Source organism: Spirosoma flavum, assembly GCF_042686045.1.
In the GTDB taxonomy this organism is placed as follows: domain Bacteria; phylum Bacteroidota; class Bacteroidia; order Cytophagales; family Spirosomataceae; genus Spirosoma; species Spirosoma flavum.
In genome coordinates this window covers 794,225-815,722 of sequence record NZ_JBHUOM010000023.1, presented here as the reverse complement: position 1 = coordinate 815,722, position 21,498 = coordinate 794,225, and the positions used below count along the sequence as shown (strand labels likewise).

Here is a 21,498-nt window from a genome sequence, read left to right as displayed (position 1 = left end):
TGTAAATAAAGTTTGTTATTCAGCATTTCTGGAAGAGGTGCAAATTAAACATTGAAAGAATTATAGCTTTTTCTGCGCTTCCTGCCACTTTTTAAAGGCGGCCCGGTATATTGTATGCCGCTCTAAATCCGGCTGAAACGTATTGCCAAAAGCAACTCGTTCGGCGGCTTCATCCAGTGTTTTTACAACCCCGACCGCTTTCATCGTTAGCAGAATAGCCCCCATTGATCCACTCTCATTGCTGGCGTTGAGTCGCACTGGAATTCCGGCTATATCGGCTAACATTTGTACCCAAAATGTTGACTGTGCGAAGCCGCCGTTTGCATGAATAACGCGGGCCGGACCCGTATGATGCGTCAGCAATTCATTAATGCTAAGCAGATTAAATAACACACCTTCCAATGCCGCCCGTACAAAATGAGCGCGCGTATGTTGCCAGTCTACGTGCAGGTAAGCGCCCCGGACAGAGGCATCCCACAACGGTGCCCGTTCGCCCTGAAGGTAGGGGAGGAACAATAATCCATCGGAGCCGGGGGAGACGGTTGCTGCTTCGGTCAGTACAGTTGCGGTATCTTGTTGAGTTAGCTTTTCGGATACCCACTCCAGCACGTTGCCGCCATTGTTGGTTGGGCCCCCAACAACGTAGTATCCCTCATCCAGAAAGTAGCAGAACAAACGCACCTGCGCGTCGCGGAGAGGTTTTTGGACCGTCTGACGAATGGCTCCGCTAGTACCAATCGTAAGCGTAGCCGTGCCTGGTTTGATTGCCCCCGCACCAAGATTCGCTAAACACCCGTCTGACGCGCCAATCACCAGTGAGATGCCTGACGGTAAACCAACTCCGGCGGTTTCCGGTCGGGGTTGGTAAGGCCGCTGATATGTCGTCGGAACAGGCGTCGATAATTGATTGACTCGAACACCGGCATAGTCCATTGCCAGTTCGCTCCATACGCGCTTACTTTCGTTGAATAGCCCTGTCGCAGTGGCAATAGAGTAATCAATCTCGAATTCGCCAGTCAATTTATGCCACAAAAACTCTTTGATAGAGCCAAAATGAGCCGTTCGGCGTAGTAAACGCGGGTCGTGCTCACGAAACCAGGCTAACTTACAAAGCGGAATCATGGGGTGAAGGGGCGTTCCGGTTTGTGCATAAATAGCCTTTCCCAAGTCAGCTTTCGTCGTGCGTAACGCATCTGCCTGCTCTTCGGCGCGATTGTCGGACCAGAGGATAGCATTCCCGAGAGAGGAACCATCGGCAGCCATCGGCAGAAGGCTGTGCATAGCAGTGCAAAAGGCTACGTGTGTGATCACGTGCCCCGCATCGGTAACCTCGCGACTCACTTCATTAATGACCTGTACAAATGCCGTCCAGATTTCGGTTGGATCTTGTTCCGCATAACCAGATTCGGGGTGGAGTGTGGTAACAGGGGCTGATGCATGAGCCACAATCTGACTCAAATCCGATGGCATGGCCAGTGCTTTTATATTCGTAGTGCCGACGTCAACGCCAACGAAACAATTCATAGGTAAGGGTATAATTTATCCGCCAAAGCAACACAAATTTAGCATTGCTCTGTAAAGTTTTCTCACCAGGCTAAAACCAGATGCAAGCCAAATTGATACCTTGCGTCGGGATTTAACCCGGTGAAAATAGGATGTATCAGACTGTTAAGCCGTAAAACCCGGTAGCATTAGCGCCGAATATTTTCGCCCGAACGTCGTCTCCCCAGGCATTAACATAGTCATCAACTAACGTTTTTACTTGCGTATAATCGGCGGCTACCAGACACACTGGCCAGTCAGACCCGAACATAAGCCGGTCAGGGCCAAAATGTTCAAAGACTACGTCCAGATAAGGAAAGAAATCTTTTTTGCTCCAGTTATGCCAATTAGCTTCGGTGACCATACCCGAGAGTTTACAAGAAACATGCTTACTTTTAGCAATCTCCGCCATAAAATTAGACCAGCGGCTAATCTCCTTTTTCTGGATATAAGGCTTTGCCAGATGATCGATAACGAAGTTCACTTCAGGTGCAGCGCGTACCAGTTGCAACGCAGCCTTTAGCTGAGTTGGGTAGATTAAAATGTCGTACGTCAGGTTGAACTCAGCCAGCTGGCGAATGCCTTCTACAACCGTTGGTCGCGCCAAAAAACCGTCTGGTTCGGCCTGTGCGACGTGTCGATACCCCTTGATTTCTTTATGTTGAGACAGAGCCTGTAGGCGTTCTGGCAATCGCTCTGATTGCAAATCGACCCAGCCAACCACACCCTTGACGATGTCGTACGTTTGGGCCATGTTTACCAAAAATAGCGTCTCATCTTCCGACTGCGATGCTTGAACAGCTACACATCCGTCGATACCGTTTGCTGATAGAATAGGTTCCAGATCAGCGGGCAGAAAATCACGCTGAATGGTGGCCATATCGTCTGTAATCCAACTATCCCGGACAGGATCGAAGTGCCAAAAATGTTGATGAGCGTCGATAGTCATAAGCTTCTTGTCAGCTTGCAAAAAAAAACTACGTGAATGCTACTGCTGTTTGTTTTTGCTTACCGAGACCTTCGATACCTAATTCAACGACATCGCCGGGTTTGAGATACCACGGCGGATTCATGCCTAAGCCGACACCGGCGGGTGTTCCGGTTGAGATAACGTCACCAGGCAACAGCGTCATAAACTGGCTGATGTAGCTAACCAATGTTGGGACGTTAAAAATCATGTCGTCGGTATTGGAGTCTTGTAGCCGCTTGCCATTGATACTGAGCCACAAATGAAGACTATTTGGTTCTGGCACCTCGTCTTTAGTGACCAAATAAGGTCCCAATGGAGCGAAGGTGTCGGCACTTTTACCTTTCACCCACTGGCCGCCACGTTCCAATTGCCAAACCCGTTCGCTGTAATCATTGTGCAACGCATAGCCCGCAACATAGTCCATCGCATCGTCTAACTCGACGTAGCTGGCGCGCTTACCAATGATGATAGCGAGTTCAACTTCCCAATCTGTTTTCTCGGAACGTTTTGGAATGACTACATTATCGTTGGGTCCGCAGATCGCCGTCGTGGACTTGAAAAACAGAATCGGCTCGGCAGGTGATGCAGCTCCGGTTTCAGCTGCGTGCTTGGCATAGTTTAACCCGACACAAACGATTTTCGATGGGCGTTTAATGCAAGGTCCGAAACGCTCATCAGCCGAAACTTGCGGACAGTTGGGCGCATGGGCCGAGAGCCAGTGGGTTAGCCGTTCGGGGCCGTTACTGGCAAAAAATGATTCGTCGTAATCTTCACCGAAGTGAGTTACGTCAATATGTTGGCCGGTGGATAAAACAACACCGGGATGTTCGTGGTCGGGCGAGCCGAAGCGGAATAATTTCATGCAGAACAGAGATCTTTAAACGAAAAGCAGACTAGGGCACAAGTTTAACCATTATGGTGTAAACACCCCCGTTGTTACAAAACGAATTAGGTTAATAAAACTAATATTAAGTTACTTGGAGCACCCGCGATAATGTTATATTGCTTCTCTCTTCTATGTATGTAACTATTCCCAGCTATGAAATATTTTACATTACTGACTTTCTGCCTTCTGCTGTCAAGTATGTTTGCCGTCGCACAATCGAAGACGTCTTTAGCGGCTTAAGGTCGTGAATAGTGAAGCGGGTAAAGCCATTAAGAGCAAGCTGGTATGTATTGCGTTGTCGACTGGCATATTCTGAACCCCGGCGATCCAAACGTTCACACGGCCGATGCTAAAGAGTTTTTCAGATCATGGCGCAACGCAATGCAGGGAAGAAAAACGTCATATATGAAATCTGTAATGAACCAAACGGCGTTAGCTGGGCTCAAATAAAAAATTATGCCGAACAAATAACTCCCGTTATCCGTCAACATGACCCCGAGGCTATTATTTTGGTGGGTACTCCGCGATGGGGCCAACGCCCGCAAGATGTATTGAGCGATCCTCTCAGCGGAGCCAATGCGTACAACATTATGTACACGTTTCACTTCTATGCCGCGTCTCACTTTTTTCAGAATGATATTAAATCAGTGGTGAATTCATTGCCGCTATTTTGCAATGAATGGGGAACTTCAACGTATTCGGGCGGTGGCGGACTGGATTTTAGCAATGGTCAGTCCTGACTCGATCTGATGGCGGGTCAGAATCCATCCGGTCAGAAAATAAGCTGGTGTAACTGGACGTTTAGTCAAGCCTCTGAAAGTTCAGCGGCACTCAATACGGGTGCCTGCGATAACCAGCAATGGAACAATACCAGTACATCAGGCACGTGGGTAAAAGACCATATTCTAAACCCCACCGACGATTTTGGACCGCCAACCCCATCCATTACGATTACAAGTCCGGCGAATAATACAACCGTCAACATTGGTAGTAATCTGGTTATTAATGCCAGCGGCAACAACGGTTGAGTTCTACAACGGTGCTATCAAATTAGGTGTGGATGCCACGGCGCCGTATTCCTGGACGATTTACGGTATTCAGCAGGGCACGTATTCTCTCGTCGCAAAGGCGTTAGTGAGTAGCGACAATCTAACATCGTCAATCGTTCAGGTTACTGCGGCACCTGTTCTAAATCAGGTTCCAACGGTGAGCCTGACAGCGCCAGCTAACAATGCGTCCTTCCTGATGCCAGCAACAATAGCCATAACCGCCAATGCAGCTGATAATGATGGTAGTATCTCGAAAGTGGAATTCTATAGTGGAAGCCCAAAATTGGGTGAAGATATTTCGGCACCATATGCGTTTTGCTGGACAGGTATGGCGGTTGGAACGTATGTGCTTACAGCCAAAGCTGATGATAATCAAGGTGCCACAACTACTTCTGGAGCAATCACTATAATTGTTTATAATCAGGGTAGTTCAGACCCAATGGCTGACATTATTGGGCCACTTTGTGTTTACCAGAATGCCGTACAGATTCTCGAAGTTGATTCGAATAAGTTAGCCAATACAACTGCTTTCTCGTGGTGGTGTACTGGGTCGACCAAAAACATCACGGCAATGCAACCCGGCAAGGCAAGTATAGATTTTGGACCTGGCTTCACTGGTGGTCAGGTTTGTGTAGGCATCAACTACTCAGCTGCGCCCTGGTATACGCAGTACTGCAAAAGTATAACTGTCTGTCCGGGTGCGCCACCACCAACATCAACTAATCAGGCTCCCACAGTGAGCCTGACCTCGCCAACGAACACTGCTACATTCACGGCTCAGGCCACAGTTGCACTGACAGCATCAGCCAGCGATGCTGACGGAATTGTTATCAAAGTGGAATTTTTCAATGATCGACCAAAGTAGGAGAGAGCCCAAACATTCTTGAGCCATGATCCTTTTTTACTGAAAAGTTAATTCAGTCCGGGCCCTACTTGATGACAGCAATAGCGGCAGCGTAATCAGGCTCTTGCCCTATTTCCGGCACTTGCTGTTCGTAGACGATTTTTCCTTCGGGATTCACTACGATTACAGCACGACTTAACAGACCTTTCATGGGTCCGTCGGCAATTTGCACGCCGTAAGAATGTCCAAAATCAGTTCTGAAATCAGAAAGCATCACCACATTTTTAATGCCTTCCGCGCCACAAAAAGCTTTCTGTGCAAAAGGCAGATCTTTGGAAATACAGAGCACGGTTGTGTTTTTTAGTCCAGCCGCATCCTCATTAAATTTCCGTACCGATTTGGAACAAACACCCGTGTTTACACTGGGAAAAATATTCATGATCACATATTTGCCCTTATAATCGGCTAATGTGTTATCCTTGAGATCAACACCGGTCAACGTGAAATCTTTGACCGGTGTTCCCACCGCTGGTAGTTTACCAACGGTATGAATTGTTTTACCACCTAGCGTAATGGCCGTGCCTGTCGTTTGTGCTAGCGAAATACTTGTAATGAATATTCCTGCAAGTCCCCAAAAAAAGATTTTAAAGGCGTGTATGGAGTTTTTGATACTAGTCATAAAACTTGTTACTAAAATATATAAAAAAAACATTAATTAAAAATCAATCATGCCAATCATAAACGCCTGATTCACAAACGTACAGTACTAAATATCAGTGTAATGCTGAACAAAGGGGTCATGGCTTAATTACATTTTTTAGCAAAGAAAAATTGGTCGATGAACAGGCCTATTATGGTACTATTCGTGGCACCGGTAGTGCTGGCTGCCCGCATGCTTGATACTATAGCTAGTCCGTTAGTGCAGTTTAACTTGTTGAGTTCGCCCACAATGTTTACAGGAAACCGCTTCTAATACCATTTACAAAGATACCATTTCAACGCAATTAAGACACTATCGATTTCTCAGTTATTCAGCCGAATAAAGCCGCCATCTAACGGGTAGTCGCAGCCGGTAGTGAAGCCTGCTTCGTCGGAGCAGAGATACAGTGCTAAGGCCCCAACTTCCTTCGGTTCAGCCATACGACCAATGGGTTGCGTTTTCGACAATTTCTCAAACATTTCGGCTTCCTGACCCGGATAACTTTTCGCCAGAAATCCATCTACGAAAGGCGTATGTACCCGCGCTGGCGAAATACAATTGCACCGAATATTTTCTTTTAAGTAATCTTTGGCTACCGATAGCGTCATGGTTAGTACTGCACCTTTGCTCATCGAATATGCAAACCGATCAGGAATACCCACTGATGCTGCCACCGATGCCATGTTCAGAATGACACCTCCGCCGTTAGCTTTAAAGTGCGGAATGGTGGCATATAGACAATTGTAAACGCCTTTGATGTTAATGCGGAATATCCGGTCAAAGTCAGCTTCTTCGGTTGTATCAGCTTTGCCAACGTGTGCCACACCAGCGTTGTTGACCAGAATGTGAATCGGCGACTGTGCCGCAATCTGACCAATGAGAGCAACAACCTGCGCCTGATCCGACACGTCAATAGGATGCGCTTCGGCCTGTCCACCTGTAGCGTTAATATCGTCGGCTACTTGCTGAGCCAGTTCAGCGTTGATTTCCAGAATATGAACGGTGGCCCCTGCCTGAGCAAACGCCTGAGAAATAGCCAGTCCGATGCCGCTGGCCCCGCCAGTAACAAGAGCGGTTTTGTTTTTAAGTGAGAACATAACCAGTTTATGTATTATATGTATAGTCGCAGGATATACCCCAAAGCGTAGCTGACCATCGGAGGATTGGTTTCTATAGGGAAACACCCCGCTTCCAGGGAATGAAATCATCTTGACCGAGCCGTTCAGCCTGGGTAATTTCGTTGCCCGACGCTAGCCGGATAATGTATTCCAGCAATGCATCGGCGTTTTGTGCAATACTTTGTTCACCGTCAATGATGGGGCCGCTGTCGAAGTCGATGACATCGGGCATCCGGTTTTTAAGCGTTGTGTTGGTCGAAATCTTGACGACGGGACAAACTGGATTGCCGGTAGGTGTGCCAAGGCCGGTCGTGAACAAAATGACATTGGTACCCGAACCAGCCATTCCGGTTGTTGCTTCAACGTCGTTGCCAGGGGTGCAAAGTAGACTAAGGCCGGGCGTTATGGCTGGTTCAGCATAATCTAAAACGTCTGCCACGGGAGCCGTTCCACCTTTTTTTGCTGCCCCCGCCGACTTGATTGCATCGGTAATCAGCCCATCTTTAATGTTGCCGGGCGATGGATTCATGTCGAAACCTGAACCAACCGCTTCTGCCGATGCGGAGTACCCACCCATCAAGTCGATGAATTTCTGCGCTTTGGCCGTATCGTCGGTGCGGTTAATCAATTCCTGTTCTACGCCATTTAATTCGGGAAACTCCGCCAGTACCGTTTTTCCGCCCAATGTCACAATAATATCTGACAGATGGCCTAAGGTTGGATTTGCCGAAATGCCCGAAAAACCGTCGGAACCACCACATTTTAAACCAATAGTCAGGGCACTGAGTGGCGCTGGTTGCCGTTCTAGCTTATTTACTTCGACCAAACCTAAAAATGTCTCTTTAACCGCCTGCGACATCAGTGCATATTCTGTTCCGGCCTGCTGCTCGAACAACAACAACGGTTTATTGAATTTTGGGTTCTGCCGCTTGATTTCCTTTCCAATCATATCGGCTTGTAAGTGCTGGCAACCTAAACTCAGCACCGTTGCCCCGGCCACATTAGGATTGTTGATGAACCCGGCCAGCAACGAACCTAAATACTGCGAATCTTGCCGAGTACCCCCACAACCCATTTCGTGAGTTAGAAATTTGATTCCGTCGATGTGCTTAAATGGCCGGTTCGACTGGTGATTTGTGTGGTCAAGGGTTTGGTTCTGCGATTCGTCTACGAACGGCTGCATCTTTTTGATATGGTTCATATCACCAGCCTTAAATAAACTCACTAACTCATGAACCTGATCGCGGTAGGTTTCGGGTTGTGCATAGCCAAGTTCGCGTTCAAAAGCATGTTTCAAGACCAGAATATTGCGATTTTCGCAAAATACCAACGGCACCACAAGCCAATAGTTACGCGTTCCAACGCTGCCGTCGGCCCGGTGATAGCCCATGAATGTACGTTCTTGCCAAGCCGAAACGTCGGGTGGCTGCCACAAATAAGGTTGTTTTCTATCGAGACCGTAGCGGTCGGCATCGTGTTTGAGGTTAAACGTCGTGATAGGTTCCCCCCGCCGAATCGGTCTGGTTGCTTTACCAACCAATACACCATACATTATAATTGGGTCGCCGGGTTGCCGGTCTTCGGTCACAAATTTATGCTTAGCCTCAACGGCATACGGTAAATCGTAAATGATCGTATCAAACTCGATTCGCTCACCAGCCGACAGGTTGCGCAACGCAACGATAACGTTATCGGCGGGATGAACTTTTAATACACGGGCAGGCATCTGAGAAAACGGATTATTTTATAGTAAAGAGACTCGTCAACCCGAAATATACCACCTCTGGCAAAAACTTTAGCCAACTCTATTGCGAATGTGACCGCCAATGCTAAGTTTTGACAACTGAACCCCTCCCCAAATCATGCCTCAACCAGTATCTACTACCCAAACAGGCCATTCGTGGCCCGGTCGCCTGATGTCCATGGATGTCTATCGGGGATTTGTTATGTTCTTAATGGCGGCTGAAATTCTGCAATTTGACCACCTGCACGAAGCCTTCCCAACTAGTGCTTTCTGGGCATTTCTGGCTCATCATCAGAGCCACGTTGCCTGGGCGGGTTGCTCACTACACGATCTGATTCAGCCGTCGTTTTCGTTTCTGGTGGGTGTCGCGCTACCCTATTCGATGGCTAGCCGGGCAGGACTGGGGCATTCGTTCGGAACACAATTTGGTCGTGCGCTACGCCGGTCATTAATTCTTATCCTACTTGGTATTTTTCTGCGGTCAATCCATGCCACCCAAACGAATTTCACCTTTGAGGATACACTAACGCAGATTGGCCTTGGGTACCCTTTTTTATTTTTACTAGGTAACAAAAATGCCCGAACCGTCTGGATTGCGCTAGCTGTAGTCCTGGTTGGATACTGGCTGGCCTTTGTACTTTACCCGGCCCCAAACGCAAGCTTTCCGTATAGTGCCGTTGGCGTTCCCGCAGATTGGCCAGAGCATTACAGCGGCCTGATGGCTCATTTCGATAAAAATAGTAATCTCGCCTGGGCATTTGATACGTGGTTTTTGAATCTGTTTCCGCGCGAAAATCCGTTTTTGTTCAATGGTGGCGGCTACGCTACGCTTAGTTTCATTCCAACTCTTGGCACCATGTTGCTGGGCTTACAGGCTGGCCGGTGGTTGCGTTCAGAACTGACACAGCGAGAAATTTTGAAACGCTTTCTGCTGGCAGGAATAATTGGGTTAGCGGCTGGCGTTTTCTTGCATATTACGGGCATTTGCCCCGTCGTAAAACGCATCTGGACCCCAGCCTGGGTACTGTTCAGTGGCGGTTGGTGCTTTTGGCTATTAGCGTTTTTTTACTACATCATTGATGTAACTGGCCGTCGTAACTGGGCATTTCCGTTGATCGTTGTTGGAATGAATTCCATCGCCATTTACTGTCTGGTGCATCTAATTGATCGTTTCATTGTTACATCACTCTATACCCATCTGGAACACGGCCTTTTTCAACTATTTGGGGCCGCCTACGAATCCTTGCTGATTGGTAGTGCTACATTAGGCATTTTTTACCTTATTCTTCGGTGGATGTACTACCGAAAACTCTTTATACGTATCTGAATTTTATGCTCACGGCCAATATCCTGAACCTGTTCGACCAAACAATTTTTTACGGTACCATCGTCGTCGAAGACGGACGTATTATTCAAATTAACCGACTCGATTCTGAGCGTCTGGGTGAGCCTTATGCGTTGCCGGGTTTTGTGGATGCCCACGTCCATATTGAAAGTTCGCTATTGACACCCCCGCAGTTTGCGCGTCTGGCGGTGGTTCACGGCACTGTCGCAACCGTATCGGACCCGCACGAAATTGGAAATGTTTTGGGCATTTCTGGTGTCAATTACATGATTGAGGAAGCTCGTCGGGTACCATTTAAATTCTTGTTCGGCGCGCCCTCCTGCGTTCCGGCTACCACGTTCGAGACCGCCGGAGCCACGATCAGCGTGCAGGATGTCCAGGAATTATTGTCCATGAAAGAGATTGGCTACTTAGCCGAAGTGATGAACTTCCCGGGTGTGCTGAATCATGATCCCGACATGATGGCTAAAATCAGTCTGGCTAAGGCGTTCAATAAACCCGTAGATGGTCATGCCCCCGGCTTAATCGGTGATGATGCGCAACGTTATATTGATGCGGGTATCAGTACCGACCACGAATGTTTTACCTATGAGGAGGGACTGGACAAAGCCCGGCGTGGTATGCGTATCTTAATTCGGGAGGGCAGTGCGGCCCGCAACTTCGAGTCGCTGATTCCACTATTAGCGGAATTTCCGACACAGATTATGTTCTGCTCCGATGACAAGCATCCTGATACACTGGCAGAAGGACATATTAATCAGTTAGTGGTGAGGGCATTGGGCAAGGGTCATTCGCTTTGGAATGTGTTACGGGCGGCCTGCCTGAATCCCGTGCTTCACTACCGCTTACCGGTTGGGTTACTACGCGAGGGTGACCCTGCCGATTATATCGTGGTTAATGATTTGACGGAGTTTCGTGTGCAGCAAACTGTTATAAATGGGGCTGTTGTGGCCCAAAATGGCCAATCGATTATACCCGATATGCGCAGCGAACATGTCAATCAGTTTAGCTGTTCGCCAAAAAAGGTAGCCGATTTTGTAGTAGTAGCCGATTCAGGAACAAGCCAGATTCGGGTGATCGAAGCCCTCGACGGTCAACTCATCACGAATGAACTGCATCTTGAACCCAAGATTACAAATAATCAGCTTGTGCCAGATGTTGAGCGCGACATACTAAAATTAGTGGTCGTTAACCGGTATCAGGATACGCCCCCAGCTGTAGCCTTTATTAAAAACTTTGGGCTGAAACATGGGGCTATTGCGTCGTCTGTTGGTCATGATTCGCACAATATTACGGCAGTTGGTTGTGATGATGAGAGTATTTGCCGGGCAGTTAACCTAGTTATTAACGCAAGAGGAGGTTTATCAGCAGTAGCCGGAACCAACCCCAGAGAACAGGATAGCGAGGTGATGAGCCGACGTGAATTTCTCCATCTGACTACAACAAGCGATACGCAACTGCTTCCACTGCCGGTGGCGGGCCTGATGAGCGATGACGATGGCTACGTCATCGCTGCTCAATATGCGGCCCTCGATCAGTTTGCCAAACAAGACTTGGGCAGCACACTGACGGCTCCCTTTATGACGCTGTCCTTTATGGCACTGCTGGTTATTCCTGCTCTGAAGTTGAGCGACAAAGGTCTATTCGACGGGAAAACGTTCATATTTACCCCTCTTCAAATAGTGAAATAGCAACCAAAAAAAATTTTATTTAGGAACTGTTTTAAATTCTATTTTTTATGGGTACGTTTACACTTCCCAAGGCTATTCCTAACCTTAACTTCCTTTTTTATCATGGCTCGCTCACGCTCACAAACCGGCCCCGACGACGAAACACTTTGGAATCAGTTTCGCGGTGGCGATGAAAATGCGTTTGCCCGATTGTATCAAAACTATGTTCAAACTCTCTACCATTACTGCGCCCATTTTGCAACGGATCGTGCACTGATTAAAGATTGCATTCACGACCTGTTTGTCGAACTATGGCGGCACCGCACCACCATCGGCACAACAACTTCTGTGCGATTTTATTTGATGGCATCTATCAAACGCAAGTTGGTGCGTCATTTAACGGCTGAGCAAAAGCTAGTTAGTCAGGACGACATGATCAACGGGCGTCGTGTGGGTGATACGCTCCCCGGTGCTGATCCTTCGCACGAAAACTTGCTGATTGCGCATGAAGAGGATACGTTCATGAATGACTGCCTGCATCAGGCTCTTGACAAGCTTCCCCGTCGGCAGCGCGAAGCCGTTCACCTGCGGTACTTTCAGAACATGAGCAATGAAGAAATTTCTGCCCTCATGGAAATTAACATTCAATCTGTTTATAACCTGATATTTGGGGCCATGAGCAACCTCAAACGTTATGTCACGCTCGAAAATGTGTCACTCTGACGCTGACTATTCCTAAATCTTACTTTAAACCCCGGTAACTTGACTATAGTTACCGGGGTTTTGTTTTTGAATCTGAGGGTTGCGAAGACTCCATCGTTCGGGTAACTTCGCTGAATGAATACAGACTCAACGCCCCTGCCTGAACGGGTTCGCCCCCGCGTCCTCGATGATGTAATTGGGCAGCGTAAACTTATTGGTTCTTCTCAATCCGGCGCTCCGGGTGCCCTGCGCCGGGCTGTAGACGCCGGGCGTTTGCCGTCTATGATTTTATGGGGACCGCCGGGTGTTGGTAAAACAACACTGGCATTGTTGTTGGCCGAAGCTGTCAAACGGCCATTCGTCGCGCTAAGTGCCATTAACTCGGGCGTAAAAGAAATTCGGGATGTGCTAAGTCGTCCAAGTGGAATGTTTCCTCCGGTTGTATTTATTGATGAAATTCATCGCTTCAACAAAGGCCAGCAGGACGCATTGCTTGGTGCTGTGGAAAAAGGTCAGATTACACTTATTGGTGCTACGACCGAGAACCCGTCATTTGAAGTAAATAGTGCCTTACTATCGCGCTGTCAGGTTTATATTCTCGAAGTTCTCAGCCGGGATGAATTGATTCAGCTCGTTGACCGGGCCATCGCCCAGGATGCCTTTTTGCAATCAAAAAAAATCACGGTCGAATCGTATGACGCGCTCCTGCGTCTATCTGGTGGCGATGGACGCAAATTGCTTAATCTCTTAGAACTGGTTGCTTCGGCTCATATTTCTGCTGACCCGCTGGTTATTACAGATGAGGGCGTAACGACGGTAGCCCAGCAAAATATTGCCCGTTATGATAAGTCCGGCGAGCAGCATTACGATATAATTTCGGCGTTTATTAAGTCCCTGCGTGGCTCTGATCCCAACGCGGCTTTATACTGGATGGCCCGTATGATTGTGGCGGGCGAAGACCCAATTTTCATTGCCCGTCGGATGCTGATTATGGCCTCAGAAGACATTGGGAACGCCAACCCCACGGCTATGATTATGGCGTCGGAAGCCGTTCAGGCAATACGGGCTATTGGCATGCCCGAAGGCCGGATTATTCTGTCGCAGGTGGCGGTATACCTGGCAACCTCGCCCAAAAGCAATGCGAGTTACGTTGCCATTGACGCTGCCATTGCGTTGGCCGAACAAACGGCTCACCTGCCAGTACCGTTACACTTACGCAATGCCCCTACAAAACTAATGAAGCAGATTGGTTATGGAAAAGAGTACCAGTATGCCCATGCTCACGAAGGCAACTTCGCCCAGCAAAATTTTCTGCCCGACGATTTGAAAGGACAGAAACTCTATGAACCCGGTCATAATGCCCGTGAGGCCGAAATTAGGCGGAGTTTACAGAAGTGGTGGGGAGACTGGTACGGGTATTGAGCGATTATTAGCAGATGGCCTGTCTACATTTATACCTCACCTGACCCAAACTTCTTATTGTTCCTTATCTATTAGTAGCGGGAAAGTATATACTGAATGTAGCACCTTTATTCGGTTGACTCCTTGCCGTAATAGCTCCACCATGATTAGCCACTATTTTCTCACAAATGGCCAAGCCGATGCCTGTCCCAGCAAATTCGTTTTTACCATGTAGGCGTTGAAAGACTTGAAAAATGCGATCTACATACTTATCATCGAAGCCTATGCCGTTGTCAGTCACATCAATGCGGTGATAGGCTTTAACGATACGGCTAGGTATGATCGAAGTAGGGAGATCGACAGCGGCTACGCGTTGGTTACTTACCAGAATTACTGGATTTGCCAAAGCGCCAGCCTGATTCATCTGGCGAAACTTAAGTGCATTACTCAGCAGATTTTGAAATAGTTGTTCTAATTGCGAGGGATCGCCTATTATTGTTGGTAAGGGGTCAACTGTTAGCAGGGCTCCGGTTTCTTCAATACGTATATCTAAATCAGAAAGTACCACATTAACTACCCCAGTCAGTGAGACAGATACCGCTTTATTCTGGCTAATAGAAACACGTGAGAAAGCTAAGAGGTCACGAATAAGTGTGGACATCCGAACAGCCGCCAATTGCATCCGATCCAGATAATCAATTCCTTCACCTAACTCTGTAATAAAGCGATCTTTTAGTAAATCCCCAAATTGTTGAATCTTGCGTAAAGGCTCTTGCAAGTCGTGACTGGCGATGTAAGCAAACTGTTGTAAGTTCTGGTTGGAACGCTGTAAATCCTGAATTGAGGCTTGCAGTTGTTGAGTACGTTCCTGAACTTTTTCATCCAAATCAGCCGATAGAGCTCTGTATCGGGCTTCACTTTCTTCTACTTTTTGTCTGGCTGTTACCTGTTTAGTTACGTCGGTGGCCACGACCAATACTCCCGAAATGCTCCCATCTGCTTCACGTTGAGGCTGATAGGTTAGGTCAATATAAATGGTCTCTAATTTGTTCTCACGGAGTATTTGTACCGCCACCTCAGGAGCGATGTAAGGGACGCCAGTAGCAATAACTTCCTTCAGTAACTGGTCGAAACCCTGTCCTCGAAGTTCAGGTAATACATCCAGTAAGGGTTTGCCGATCAAGTCGTTGAATGGCCGACCAACCAACTGACCGTAGAAAGGATTGGCCATGCGGATAGTTAAGTTGGCTTCACTAATAATGGCGATGGCAACCGGCGATTGTTCGAAAGAAGCCAGCAATTGTTGCCGGCTCTCTTCTCTGGTTACCATGCCTGTTGTTTCCTGACAGACGACCAGTACCCCACTCACTTGATTCAATTCGTTCAGAACAGGTGTATAGCTGAAAGTCCAGTAGACATCTTCCAAGCGACCATTGCGGTAAATGGGGATCAATTGATTTTCGCTCCAGGTAGCTTCCCCACCAGCCAACACCTGATCGATGAGTGGTTTAATAGTAGGCCATATTTCGGGCCAGCACTCTTCACCCCGTTGTCCTAAAGCGTTCGGATGCTTGCCATGATTACCCAAACTGGGCCGGTAAGCATCGTTGTAGAATTGGATTAGATCGTCTCCCCACCATAAAAACATGGGAAACTTAGACGAAAGTATCATTGAGACAATTGTGCGTAGACTCTGGGGCCAACTTTCGATAGGGCCAACAGGTGAATTTGCCCAATCGAAGGCGCGAGTTAGATCACCCATTTCTCCCTCACCGACTAAAATCTGTAGTGGAAGTAGTGGTTGAGTTTGCATAAGAGTGCAGTACGCAGGAAGCGCCTGTTAGGATCAGCTAGAAATGAGATTTACAGATAATTAATCAAAATCGGTGGTTGCCGCCTACCAGTAGCTGATTAACCTTTTTATCTAATTACCTGTATATGAAGTATATCGTTTTGCCAGACAAAACTACTTCTTATCTGGTAGAAATCACCACCGAACCTGGCCGTCGCCCACGACAATCCATTTTTCTGTGACCAGTTTCTCGAGTGCGAATGGTCCGCGGGCGTGAAGTTTTTGGGTCGAAATACCAATTTCGGCACCTAAACCAAACACACCTCCATCTGTAAAGCGCGTGGAAGCATTGGCATACACGGCAGCCGCATCGACCTCAAATAGAAAACGGTCAATGAGTGCCTGATTCTGCGATAAAATCGCTTCCGAATGTCGTGATGAGTAAGTCTGAAGATGTGATAATGTTTCGTCCAGATCCGCTACAACTTTTACTGCACATTTGTAATCCAGAAATTCACGCCCGAAATCTTCTGGCTGGGCGTGTTGCAAGTTTGTGTAACCAGCTTTTTCAAAAACAGCGTAAGCGGTTTCATCAGCAAAGACTTCGACATTCCATTTGTTGAAGTCGGTGGTTAGCATAGGCAGGAATTGATCGGCGATACTTTCATCAACCAGCACACAATCGAGTGAGTTGCAAACCGACGGGCGGGAGACGCGGGCATTGACGACAATGGCAACGGCTTTTTCTAAATCAGCACTTTCTTCAACGTACGTGTGGCAAACACCCGCACCCGTTTCGATGGTTGGCACCAACGAGTTTTTACGGACAAACTGAATCAACGATTCCGAACCGCGCGGGATAATAATGTCCACGTAGCGGGTTGCTGTCAGCAATTCATTCACCACAGCCCCTCGGGAAGTCGGCCCATCGGTTGGGAGTAGCGTTACAGCGGCTTTGGGTACGTCAAATTCGGTTAATACCTGTTGAATTAGCCCAACCAGATAGCGATTTGAGAAATCAGCTTCTTTACCTCCTTTCAGTACGCAGGCATTCCCCGACCGCAAACAGAGCGACGCTACATCGACCGTCACGTTTGGCCGAGCTTCATAAATAACGCCTACTACACCCAATGGCACCGCAATTTTTTTGAGTTTCAGCCCCTGCTCAATGGTGCGTTCCAGAATAACTTCGCCCGCCGGATCGGGTAGTACCGCCACCTCACGTAAACTTTTAGAGAGATCGGCCACGCGAGCTTCAGTAAGCTTTAGTCGGTCGTATTTCGGGTCAGTATCCGGCATTCGGGCGAGATCTTTTTGGTTTTCAGCCACAATTTCGGCGGTATGAGTAGCCAACACATCAGCTAGCCTGTTTAGTAGATCGGTTTTCTTAGCAGGGCTAAGCCGCCGAACGGTTGCGGATGCCTGTTGTGTAGCCTGGAGGAGGGGCGTAATGGGTGTCATGATTACAAAAGTACAATATCGTTTGCGTTCGCCACCTCAACGTTTTGCTGATTAAGCTGTTGCGATAAAATTTCGGACGAAATACGTGCGCGGGCTACGGCCACCGTTGTTTGATCTTCAGCTAAAATTTCGATCATTTCGCCAGTAGCAAACTCGCCTATGATGGCCTTGACGCCCACCGCCAGCAAACTTCGTCGTTGCTGTAATGCCCGGACAGCACCCGCATCGATTTGTATCCGTCCAACGGCCAGACTACCGCTACCAAGCCACCGATTTCGGGCGGAGAGGGCGGTTGCCTGCGGAATGAATTCGGTCCCGATTTCACTGCGTAACGCCCGGCTAAGACTATCCGGTTCGCTGAGCCCAAAAATAACGACTCGAATTCCCAGCCGCGTGGCTAGTTTGGCAAACGTTAGTTTGGAGGCCATGCCGCCTAAGCCCAACGATGATTTATCAGTTCGAACCACCCCGAAAACGCGCTCGTCAAAATCTGTCACCTGTCTGATTATCTGTCCGTTGGCGTCTAGCAATCCACCCACAGATGTGCAAAGCATCAGCGCTGCGGCCCCGAAACCAACAGCAATGAGGGTGGCAAGTTCATCGTTGTCCGAAAACTTAAGTTCGCGGTTGCTGACAACATCGTTTTCGTTGGCAATCGGGATTAAGTCATTAGCCCATAATTCCTCGTAGGTCTGCTTTAGTTGCAGAAACTGGTCACGATTGGCAAAGTGATGGCGTTCGCATAGACTTTGCGCAATTGAAATACCGTAGATTGAAAAAAAGCGGGAATATTGGTTGAGTAACAGTAGGTTACCGACAGCGGCAGCGGCTTTTCGCTGGGTGATATCACCCCTATATTCCCGAATCAGGGATTTGCCTGCCCCCACGGCTCCCGATGATACCAGTACAATTCGATAGTGCGGATGCAAGGCGGCTACCTGTCGGGCAATGTCAACCATAACTGGCTCGTTCGGCTCGCCATTGGGTTTCGTGATGGAAGCCGTGCCGAATTTAAGTACAAGAACGGGCTTTGTCATACGGGCAAAGATACGCACCAATGCCGCATCACTATACTATTCACTGGTCTGACTGGTTCTTAATTAAAGCCCCGGATTCGACAAAGCGGGCTTTTTGGCGAAGGGCAGATTTGAGTTGTTTCAGGTAGTCAGCTTTAGGAATCTCAATTGCCCCATATCGGCGAACATTGTCATTAATGAACTGCGTGTCGAGCAATGTGTAGTTTTGTTGGCGGAGAATCAGGATTAAGTGATGAAACGCCACTTTTGACGCATTACTGACCCGGTTGAACATGGATTCTCCAAAAAAAGCAGCTCCCAAGGCTACACCATATAGACCCCCTACTAACCGATTGTCTATATACGTTTCCACGCTATGAGCGAGCCCCATGAGGTGTAGTTCGGTATAGGCGTTTATTATTTCTTCCGAAATCCAGATGCTGTCATCCTCCGAGCGAGGTATTGAGCAACAGTGCATTACCTCATTAAAGGCTGTATTAATGCGAATTTCAAATTGGTGGCGATTGATAACCGGACGAAGCGATTTAGCTGGTTTGTAAGTAGCAAGCGGTATAACAGCACGGGGGTCAGGCGCGTACCAGTAGAGCATACCATCGGCATCGGCCATTGGGAAAATACCATTGATGTAGCCGTAAATTAAGTCGTCGGCGGTTAGCTTGTCCATGAAAAGGGTGAACGCGTAGAAAGACAAAGATAAAAAACAGACGACAACTTTACAGGAATCTAAAGGGTAGACAGGGCATATTTAGCCAAAATCCAGCATAATTAACGTAATTGTTTGTTCATAATCGTGACTTATGACACCTGATCTGTTGACACTAACCAACGGTAAATCGACTAGGTACGATGTCTGCCGTAGGTGTTATCAATCAGTACAACTTACAAAAAAAGTGATTAGTAGTCTGTTATTTTCGCTGACAGGTATAATTGGCGTACAGGCACAAAATAATACGCTGTTGGTTTATGGAAATGTAACCATTGATTCCAAAAACTTTGGGCTGAAGAAAGTAAGATACGATTTGTTGTCTATTTATGAGTCTGTTTGTATCATTAAGGATGATAGCGGATTCATTTTTATTAATTAATAGTAAAAATTTAGTTTATAAATATATTTATTAGGTAACATATCTGAAAGATATATGTAGTAAAACTAGTATATTGCTAGGTCAAAAAGAGTATATTAATACCCACCGTTTATGCATCTTGTTCAGTTTTGTCAGCGCGTAGCCGCGCTGATTATTGTTTGTTTTTTAATCAGAGTACCAACCTCATTCGCACAGAAACTAGTTGATCTAGCACCAGTTATCAAGTTTGGTAAAATAACGCCCGACCAGTTTACGAATTCTACGACTGATTCGACTGCCGAGGCTGTAGTACTCTACGACTATGGCGAGGTTACGTTCGATAATGATCCCAACGACTTATGGTTGGTGTGTCAGTACCGTGTCAGGATACAGATTCGTAAAAAATCAGCCTACGACCGGGCAACTATTCAACTAATGACTCGTCGCGGTAAGATGGGGCAGCACGAGTATGTTACTGATTTTGACGGCTACACGTACAATCTGGTCAATGGAAATATTGCTATTAATCGGCTGGCTAAGACAGGCCATTTTACCGAAAAAGCATCGGATGAAGCTTGGTTTGAAAAATACACATTGCCCAACGTCCGAGAAGGTTCTATCATTGATTATCAGTACACGGTTCGGACTCCTTTCGGTGTTAGCTCTAATCCCCGAACGTGGCGATTTCAGCAGAATATACCGGTTAACTGGAGTGAATACCGCATTACGATTCCCGATTATTTCTTTTATAAAATGATGTTAAGCGGTTATTTAACGATGACTGTAAATGATCGTACATCGACTACAGTAGATCTACTGCCCGGTCAGGCATCTGTGCATGCAACAGGGTATCGGTTTGCGATGAAAGGTGTTCCGGCTTTTCGTGAAGAGGCTTATATGACCACTGCCGACGACTATCTCGCCAAGATTGACTTTGAACTGGCTAGTTATCAGGTGCCTGGTGCGACGGGTTTGATAAGCAAAAACTTTTCGGTCGGTTGGGAGGCTATGGATAAAACCTTACTTGATGATATCGATTTTGGTGGACAAATTAAACGAGCAGGTTTCCTACGCGAAACGGCGAAATCATTGTTGACTCAACAAACAGACACACTTGGTCGGGTTACTGCTGCGTATGACTTTATTCGTCGAACTATTAAATGGAACGATGAGGATGGGCTGTGGTCATTGGATGGAATTAAAAAAGTATTCGACAACAAAAAAGGGAATGCGGCTGATATCAACCTGATGCTGATTGCGCTGTTGCGTGAAATGGCCATCGATGCGAATCCTGTAATTCTTAGCACTCGTGCGCATGGACGTATCAACGAAGACTACGCCTTACTGAGAAAATTCAACTACGTTATCGCACAGGTTTCCGTTGGCGGCAAAGATTTACTTCTGGATGCCACCGATCCGTATTTAGCACCTGGCATGTTGCCTGTTCATTGCCTAAATGGAACGGGTCGACTGGTGCATCCAACCACCCCTCGGTTTATATCACTACTTCCGGCAGAGCGTGATGTTGAGGTACATACCGGTACATTTACGCTTGCCGACGATGGCGAAGTAGCTGGTACACTCGTTCATTCACATGGGGGCTATAGTGCGTGGAGTACCCGAAAACAATTTACCATTGATGGAAAGGTAAAATACCTTGAGAGTCTACAGCAGAAACATCCGGTCTGGCAGATTGAAAAAGCAGATTTTTTAGGAACTGATCTGAAGGCCACCTCATTCAACATAAACTACACTATTGCTATTCCTGAAGCCTGTTCTAAAGCGGGAGACCGACTTTATTTCAAGCCCATGTTGACTGAAGCACACACGGACAATCCGTTCAAAGAATCAGAACGACTCTATCCCGTGGATTTTGGTGTGCTGATTGATGAAACCTTCACGGCTACCTATACCTTGCCCACTGGATTTCGGGTAGAGGAAATGCCCAAACCTACATCCATACAGCTACCCGAAAATGGTGGTCGATTTTTGTATGATGTGTCTGTCAATGCTACGAATCAGCTTCGCGTTGTCAGTCGGATTTTGCTGCGCCGACCCATGTATTTTGCTAGCGAGTACGGGCCTTTACGTGAATTGTTCAGCCGAATTGTGGCCAAACATGCCGAGCAGGTTGTTTTAAAACGAGAAGTGTCAGAGAAGAAATAAATATAAT

General features: G+C 47.4%; 17 protein-coding genes and 1 pseudogene. 8 read left to right on the top strand and 10 right to left on the bottom strand.

The genetic code is table 11. The annotated features are described in order from the left end of the window. Nucleotides 1-60: 60 nt before the first annotated feature. The 3 genes from ACFS25_RS24130 to ACFS25_RS24120 form a co-directional block, all read right to left on the bottom strand. The gene (locus ACFS25_RS24130) at nucleotides 61-1,524 is read right to left on the bottom strand and encodes a gluconokinase (RefSeq protein WP_381506122.1); all 1,464 of its coding nucleotides are present in this window, start codon (nucleotides 1,522-1,524) and stop codon (nucleotides 61-63) included. 136 nt (nucleotides 1,525-1,660) lie between these two features. Beyond that, nucleotides 1,661-2,491 carry an amidohydrolase family protein gene (locus ACFS25_RS24125; RefSeq protein ID WP_381506120.1) on the bottom strand — a complete coding sequence of 277 codons (831 nt, stop codon included), beginning with the start codon at nucleotides 2,489-2,491 and terminating at the stop codon, nucleotides 1,661-1,663. Nucleotides 2,492-2,519: 28 nt separating this feature from the next. Continuing rightward, the gene (locus ACFS25_RS24120) at nucleotides 2,520-3,374 is read right to left on the bottom strand and encodes a fumarylacetoacetate hydrolase family protein (RefSeq protein WP_381506118.1); all 855 of its coding nucleotides are present in this window, start codon (nucleotides 3,372-3,374) and stop codon (nucleotides 2,520-2,522) included. Between the two features lie 309 nt (nucleotides 3,375-3,683). Here ACFS25_RS24120 and ACFS25_RS24115 point away from each other — a divergent pair. The 3 genes and pseudogenes from ACFS25_RS24115 (at nucleotide 3,684) to ACFS25_RS24105 (ending at nucleotide 5,312) form a co-directional block, all read left to right on the top strand. Then, nucleotides 3,684-4,138 (top strand): annotated as a pseudogene (locus tag ACFS25_RS24115) (cellulase family glycosylhydrolase). 9 nt (nucleotides 4,139-4,147) lie between these two features. Beyond that, nucleotides 4,148-4,426, top strand: coding sequence for a hypothetical protein (locus ACFS25_RS24110; RefSeq protein ID WP_381506116.1), 279 nt, complete (start codon nucleotides 4,148-4,150; stop codon nucleotides 4,424-4,426). Further along, nucleotides 4,404-5,312, top strand: a complete 909-nt coding sequence (locus ACFS25_RS24105) for an Ig-like domain-containing protein (protein ID WP_381506114.1) — start codon at nucleotides 4,404-4,406, stop codon at nucleotides 5,310-5,312. Before ACFS25_RS24110 ends, ACFS25_RS24105 begins: the two co-directional genes overlap by 23 nt. A 64-nt stretch (nucleotides 5,313-5,376) precedes the next feature. Here the strand turns inward: ACFS25_RS24105 and tpx are convergent, their stop codons facing one another. The 3 genes from tpx to ACFS25_RS24090 all read right to left on the bottom strand — a co-directional run bounded on the left by tpx (nucleotide 5,377) and on the right by ACFS25_RS24090 (nucleotide 8,835). Further along, nucleotides 5,377-5,970 carry a thiol peroxidase gene (gene tpx, locus ACFS25_RS24100; RefSeq protein ID WP_381506111.1) on the bottom strand — a complete coding sequence of 198 codons (594 nt, stop codon included), beginning with the start codon at nucleotides 5,968-5,970 and terminating at the stop codon, nucleotides 5,377-5,379. 344 nt (nucleotides 5,971-6,314) lie between these two features. Continuing rightward, nucleotides 6,315-7,088: an SDR family NAD(P)-dependent oxidoreductase gene (locus ACFS25_RS24095; RefSeq protein WP_381506110.1), complete on the bottom strand. Its 774-nt coding sequence runs from the start codon at nucleotides 7,086-7,088 to the stop codon at nucleotides 6,315-6,317. A 73-nt stretch (nucleotides 7,089-7,161) separates the two neighbouring features. Beyond that, complete coding sequence (locus ACFS25_RS24090) at nucleotides 7,162-8,835, bottom strand: UxaA family hydrolase (protein ID WP_381506108.1); 1,674 nt, start codon at nucleotides 8,833-8,835, stop codon at nucleotides 7,162-7,164. Nucleotides 8,836-8,971: 136 nt separating this feature from the next. On the opposite strand from ACFS25_RS24090, the gene ACFS25_RS24085 reads away from it, so the two are divergent. The 4 genes from ACFS25_RS24085 (at nucleotide 8,972) to ACFS25_RS24070 (ending at nucleotide 13,992) form a co-directional block, all read left to right on the top strand. Then, the gene (locus ACFS25_RS24085; RefSeq protein ID WP_381506107.1) at nucleotides 8,972-10,180 is read left to right on the top strand and encodes an acyltransferase family protein; all 1,209 of its coding nucleotides are present in this window, start codon (nucleotides 8,972-8,974) and stop codon (nucleotides 10,178-10,180) included. Nucleotides 10,181-10,185: 5 nt separating this feature from the next. Continuing rightward, complete coding sequence (ade, locus tag ACFS25_RS24080; protein WP_381506106.1) at nucleotides 10,186-11,889, top strand: adenine deaminase; 1,704 nt, start codon at nucleotides 10,186-10,188, stop codon at nucleotides 11,887-11,889. A 102-nt stretch (nucleotides 11,890-11,991) separates the two neighbouring features. Then, entirely contained in the window at nucleotides 11,992-12,591 is a 600-nt protein-coding gene (locus tag ACFS25_RS24075) for an RNA polymerase sigma factor (protein WP_381506105.1), read from the top strand. Between the two features lie 114 nt (nucleotides 12,592-12,705). After that, the gene (locus ACFS25_RS24070; RefSeq protein WP_381506103.1) at nucleotides 12,706-13,992 is read left to right on the top strand and encodes a replication-associated recombination protein A; all 1,287 of its coding nucleotides are present in this window, start codon (nucleotides 12,706-12,708) and stop codon (nucleotides 13,990-13,992) included. 64 nt (nucleotides 13,993-14,056) lie between these two features. Here ACFS25_RS24070 and ACFS25_RS24065 read toward each other — a convergent pair whose 3' ends face one another. The 4 genes from ACFS25_RS24065 to aat form a co-directional block, all read right to left on the bottom strand. Beyond that, nucleotides 14,057-15,784, bottom strand: a complete 1,728-nt coding sequence (locus ACFS25_RS24065; RefSeq protein ID WP_381506101.1) for a sensor histidine kinase — start codon at nucleotides 15,782-15,784, stop codon at nucleotides 14,057-14,059. A 174-nt stretch (nucleotides 15,785-15,958) separates the two neighbouring features. Beyond that, on the bottom strand, nucleotides 15,959-17,224 hold the full coding sequence (locus tag ACFS25_RS24060; protein ID WP_381506098.1) for a glutamate-5-semialdehyde dehydrogenase: 1,266 nt from the start codon (nucleotides 17,222-17,224) through the stop codon (nucleotides 15,959-15,961). A gap of 2 nt (nucleotides 17,225-17,226) precedes the next feature. Then, a complete protein-coding gene (gene proB, locus ACFS25_RS24055; protein WP_381506096.1) occupies nucleotides 17,227-18,261 on the bottom strand; it encodes a glutamate 5-kinase in 1,035 nt (344 codons plus the stop codon). 40 nt (nucleotides 18,262-18,301) lie between these two features. After that, nucleotides 18,302-18,925: a leucyl/phenylalanyl-tRNA--protein transferase gene (gene aat, locus ACFS25_RS24050; protein ID WP_381506094.1), complete on the bottom strand. Its 624-nt coding sequence runs from the start codon at nucleotides 18,923-18,925 to the stop codon at nucleotides 18,302-18,304. Nucleotides 18,926-19,457: 532 nt separating this feature from the next. Between aat and ACFS25_RS24045 the strand changes: the two genes are divergently transcribed. Beyond that, nucleotides 19,458-21,491: a transglutaminase domain-containing protein gene (locus ACFS25_RS24045; RefSeq protein ID WP_381506092.1), complete on the top strand. Its 2,034-nt coding sequence runs from the start codon at nucleotides 19,458-19,460 to the stop codon at nucleotides 21,489-21,491. The last annotated feature ends 7 nt before the right edge of the window (nucleotides 21,492-21,498 follow it).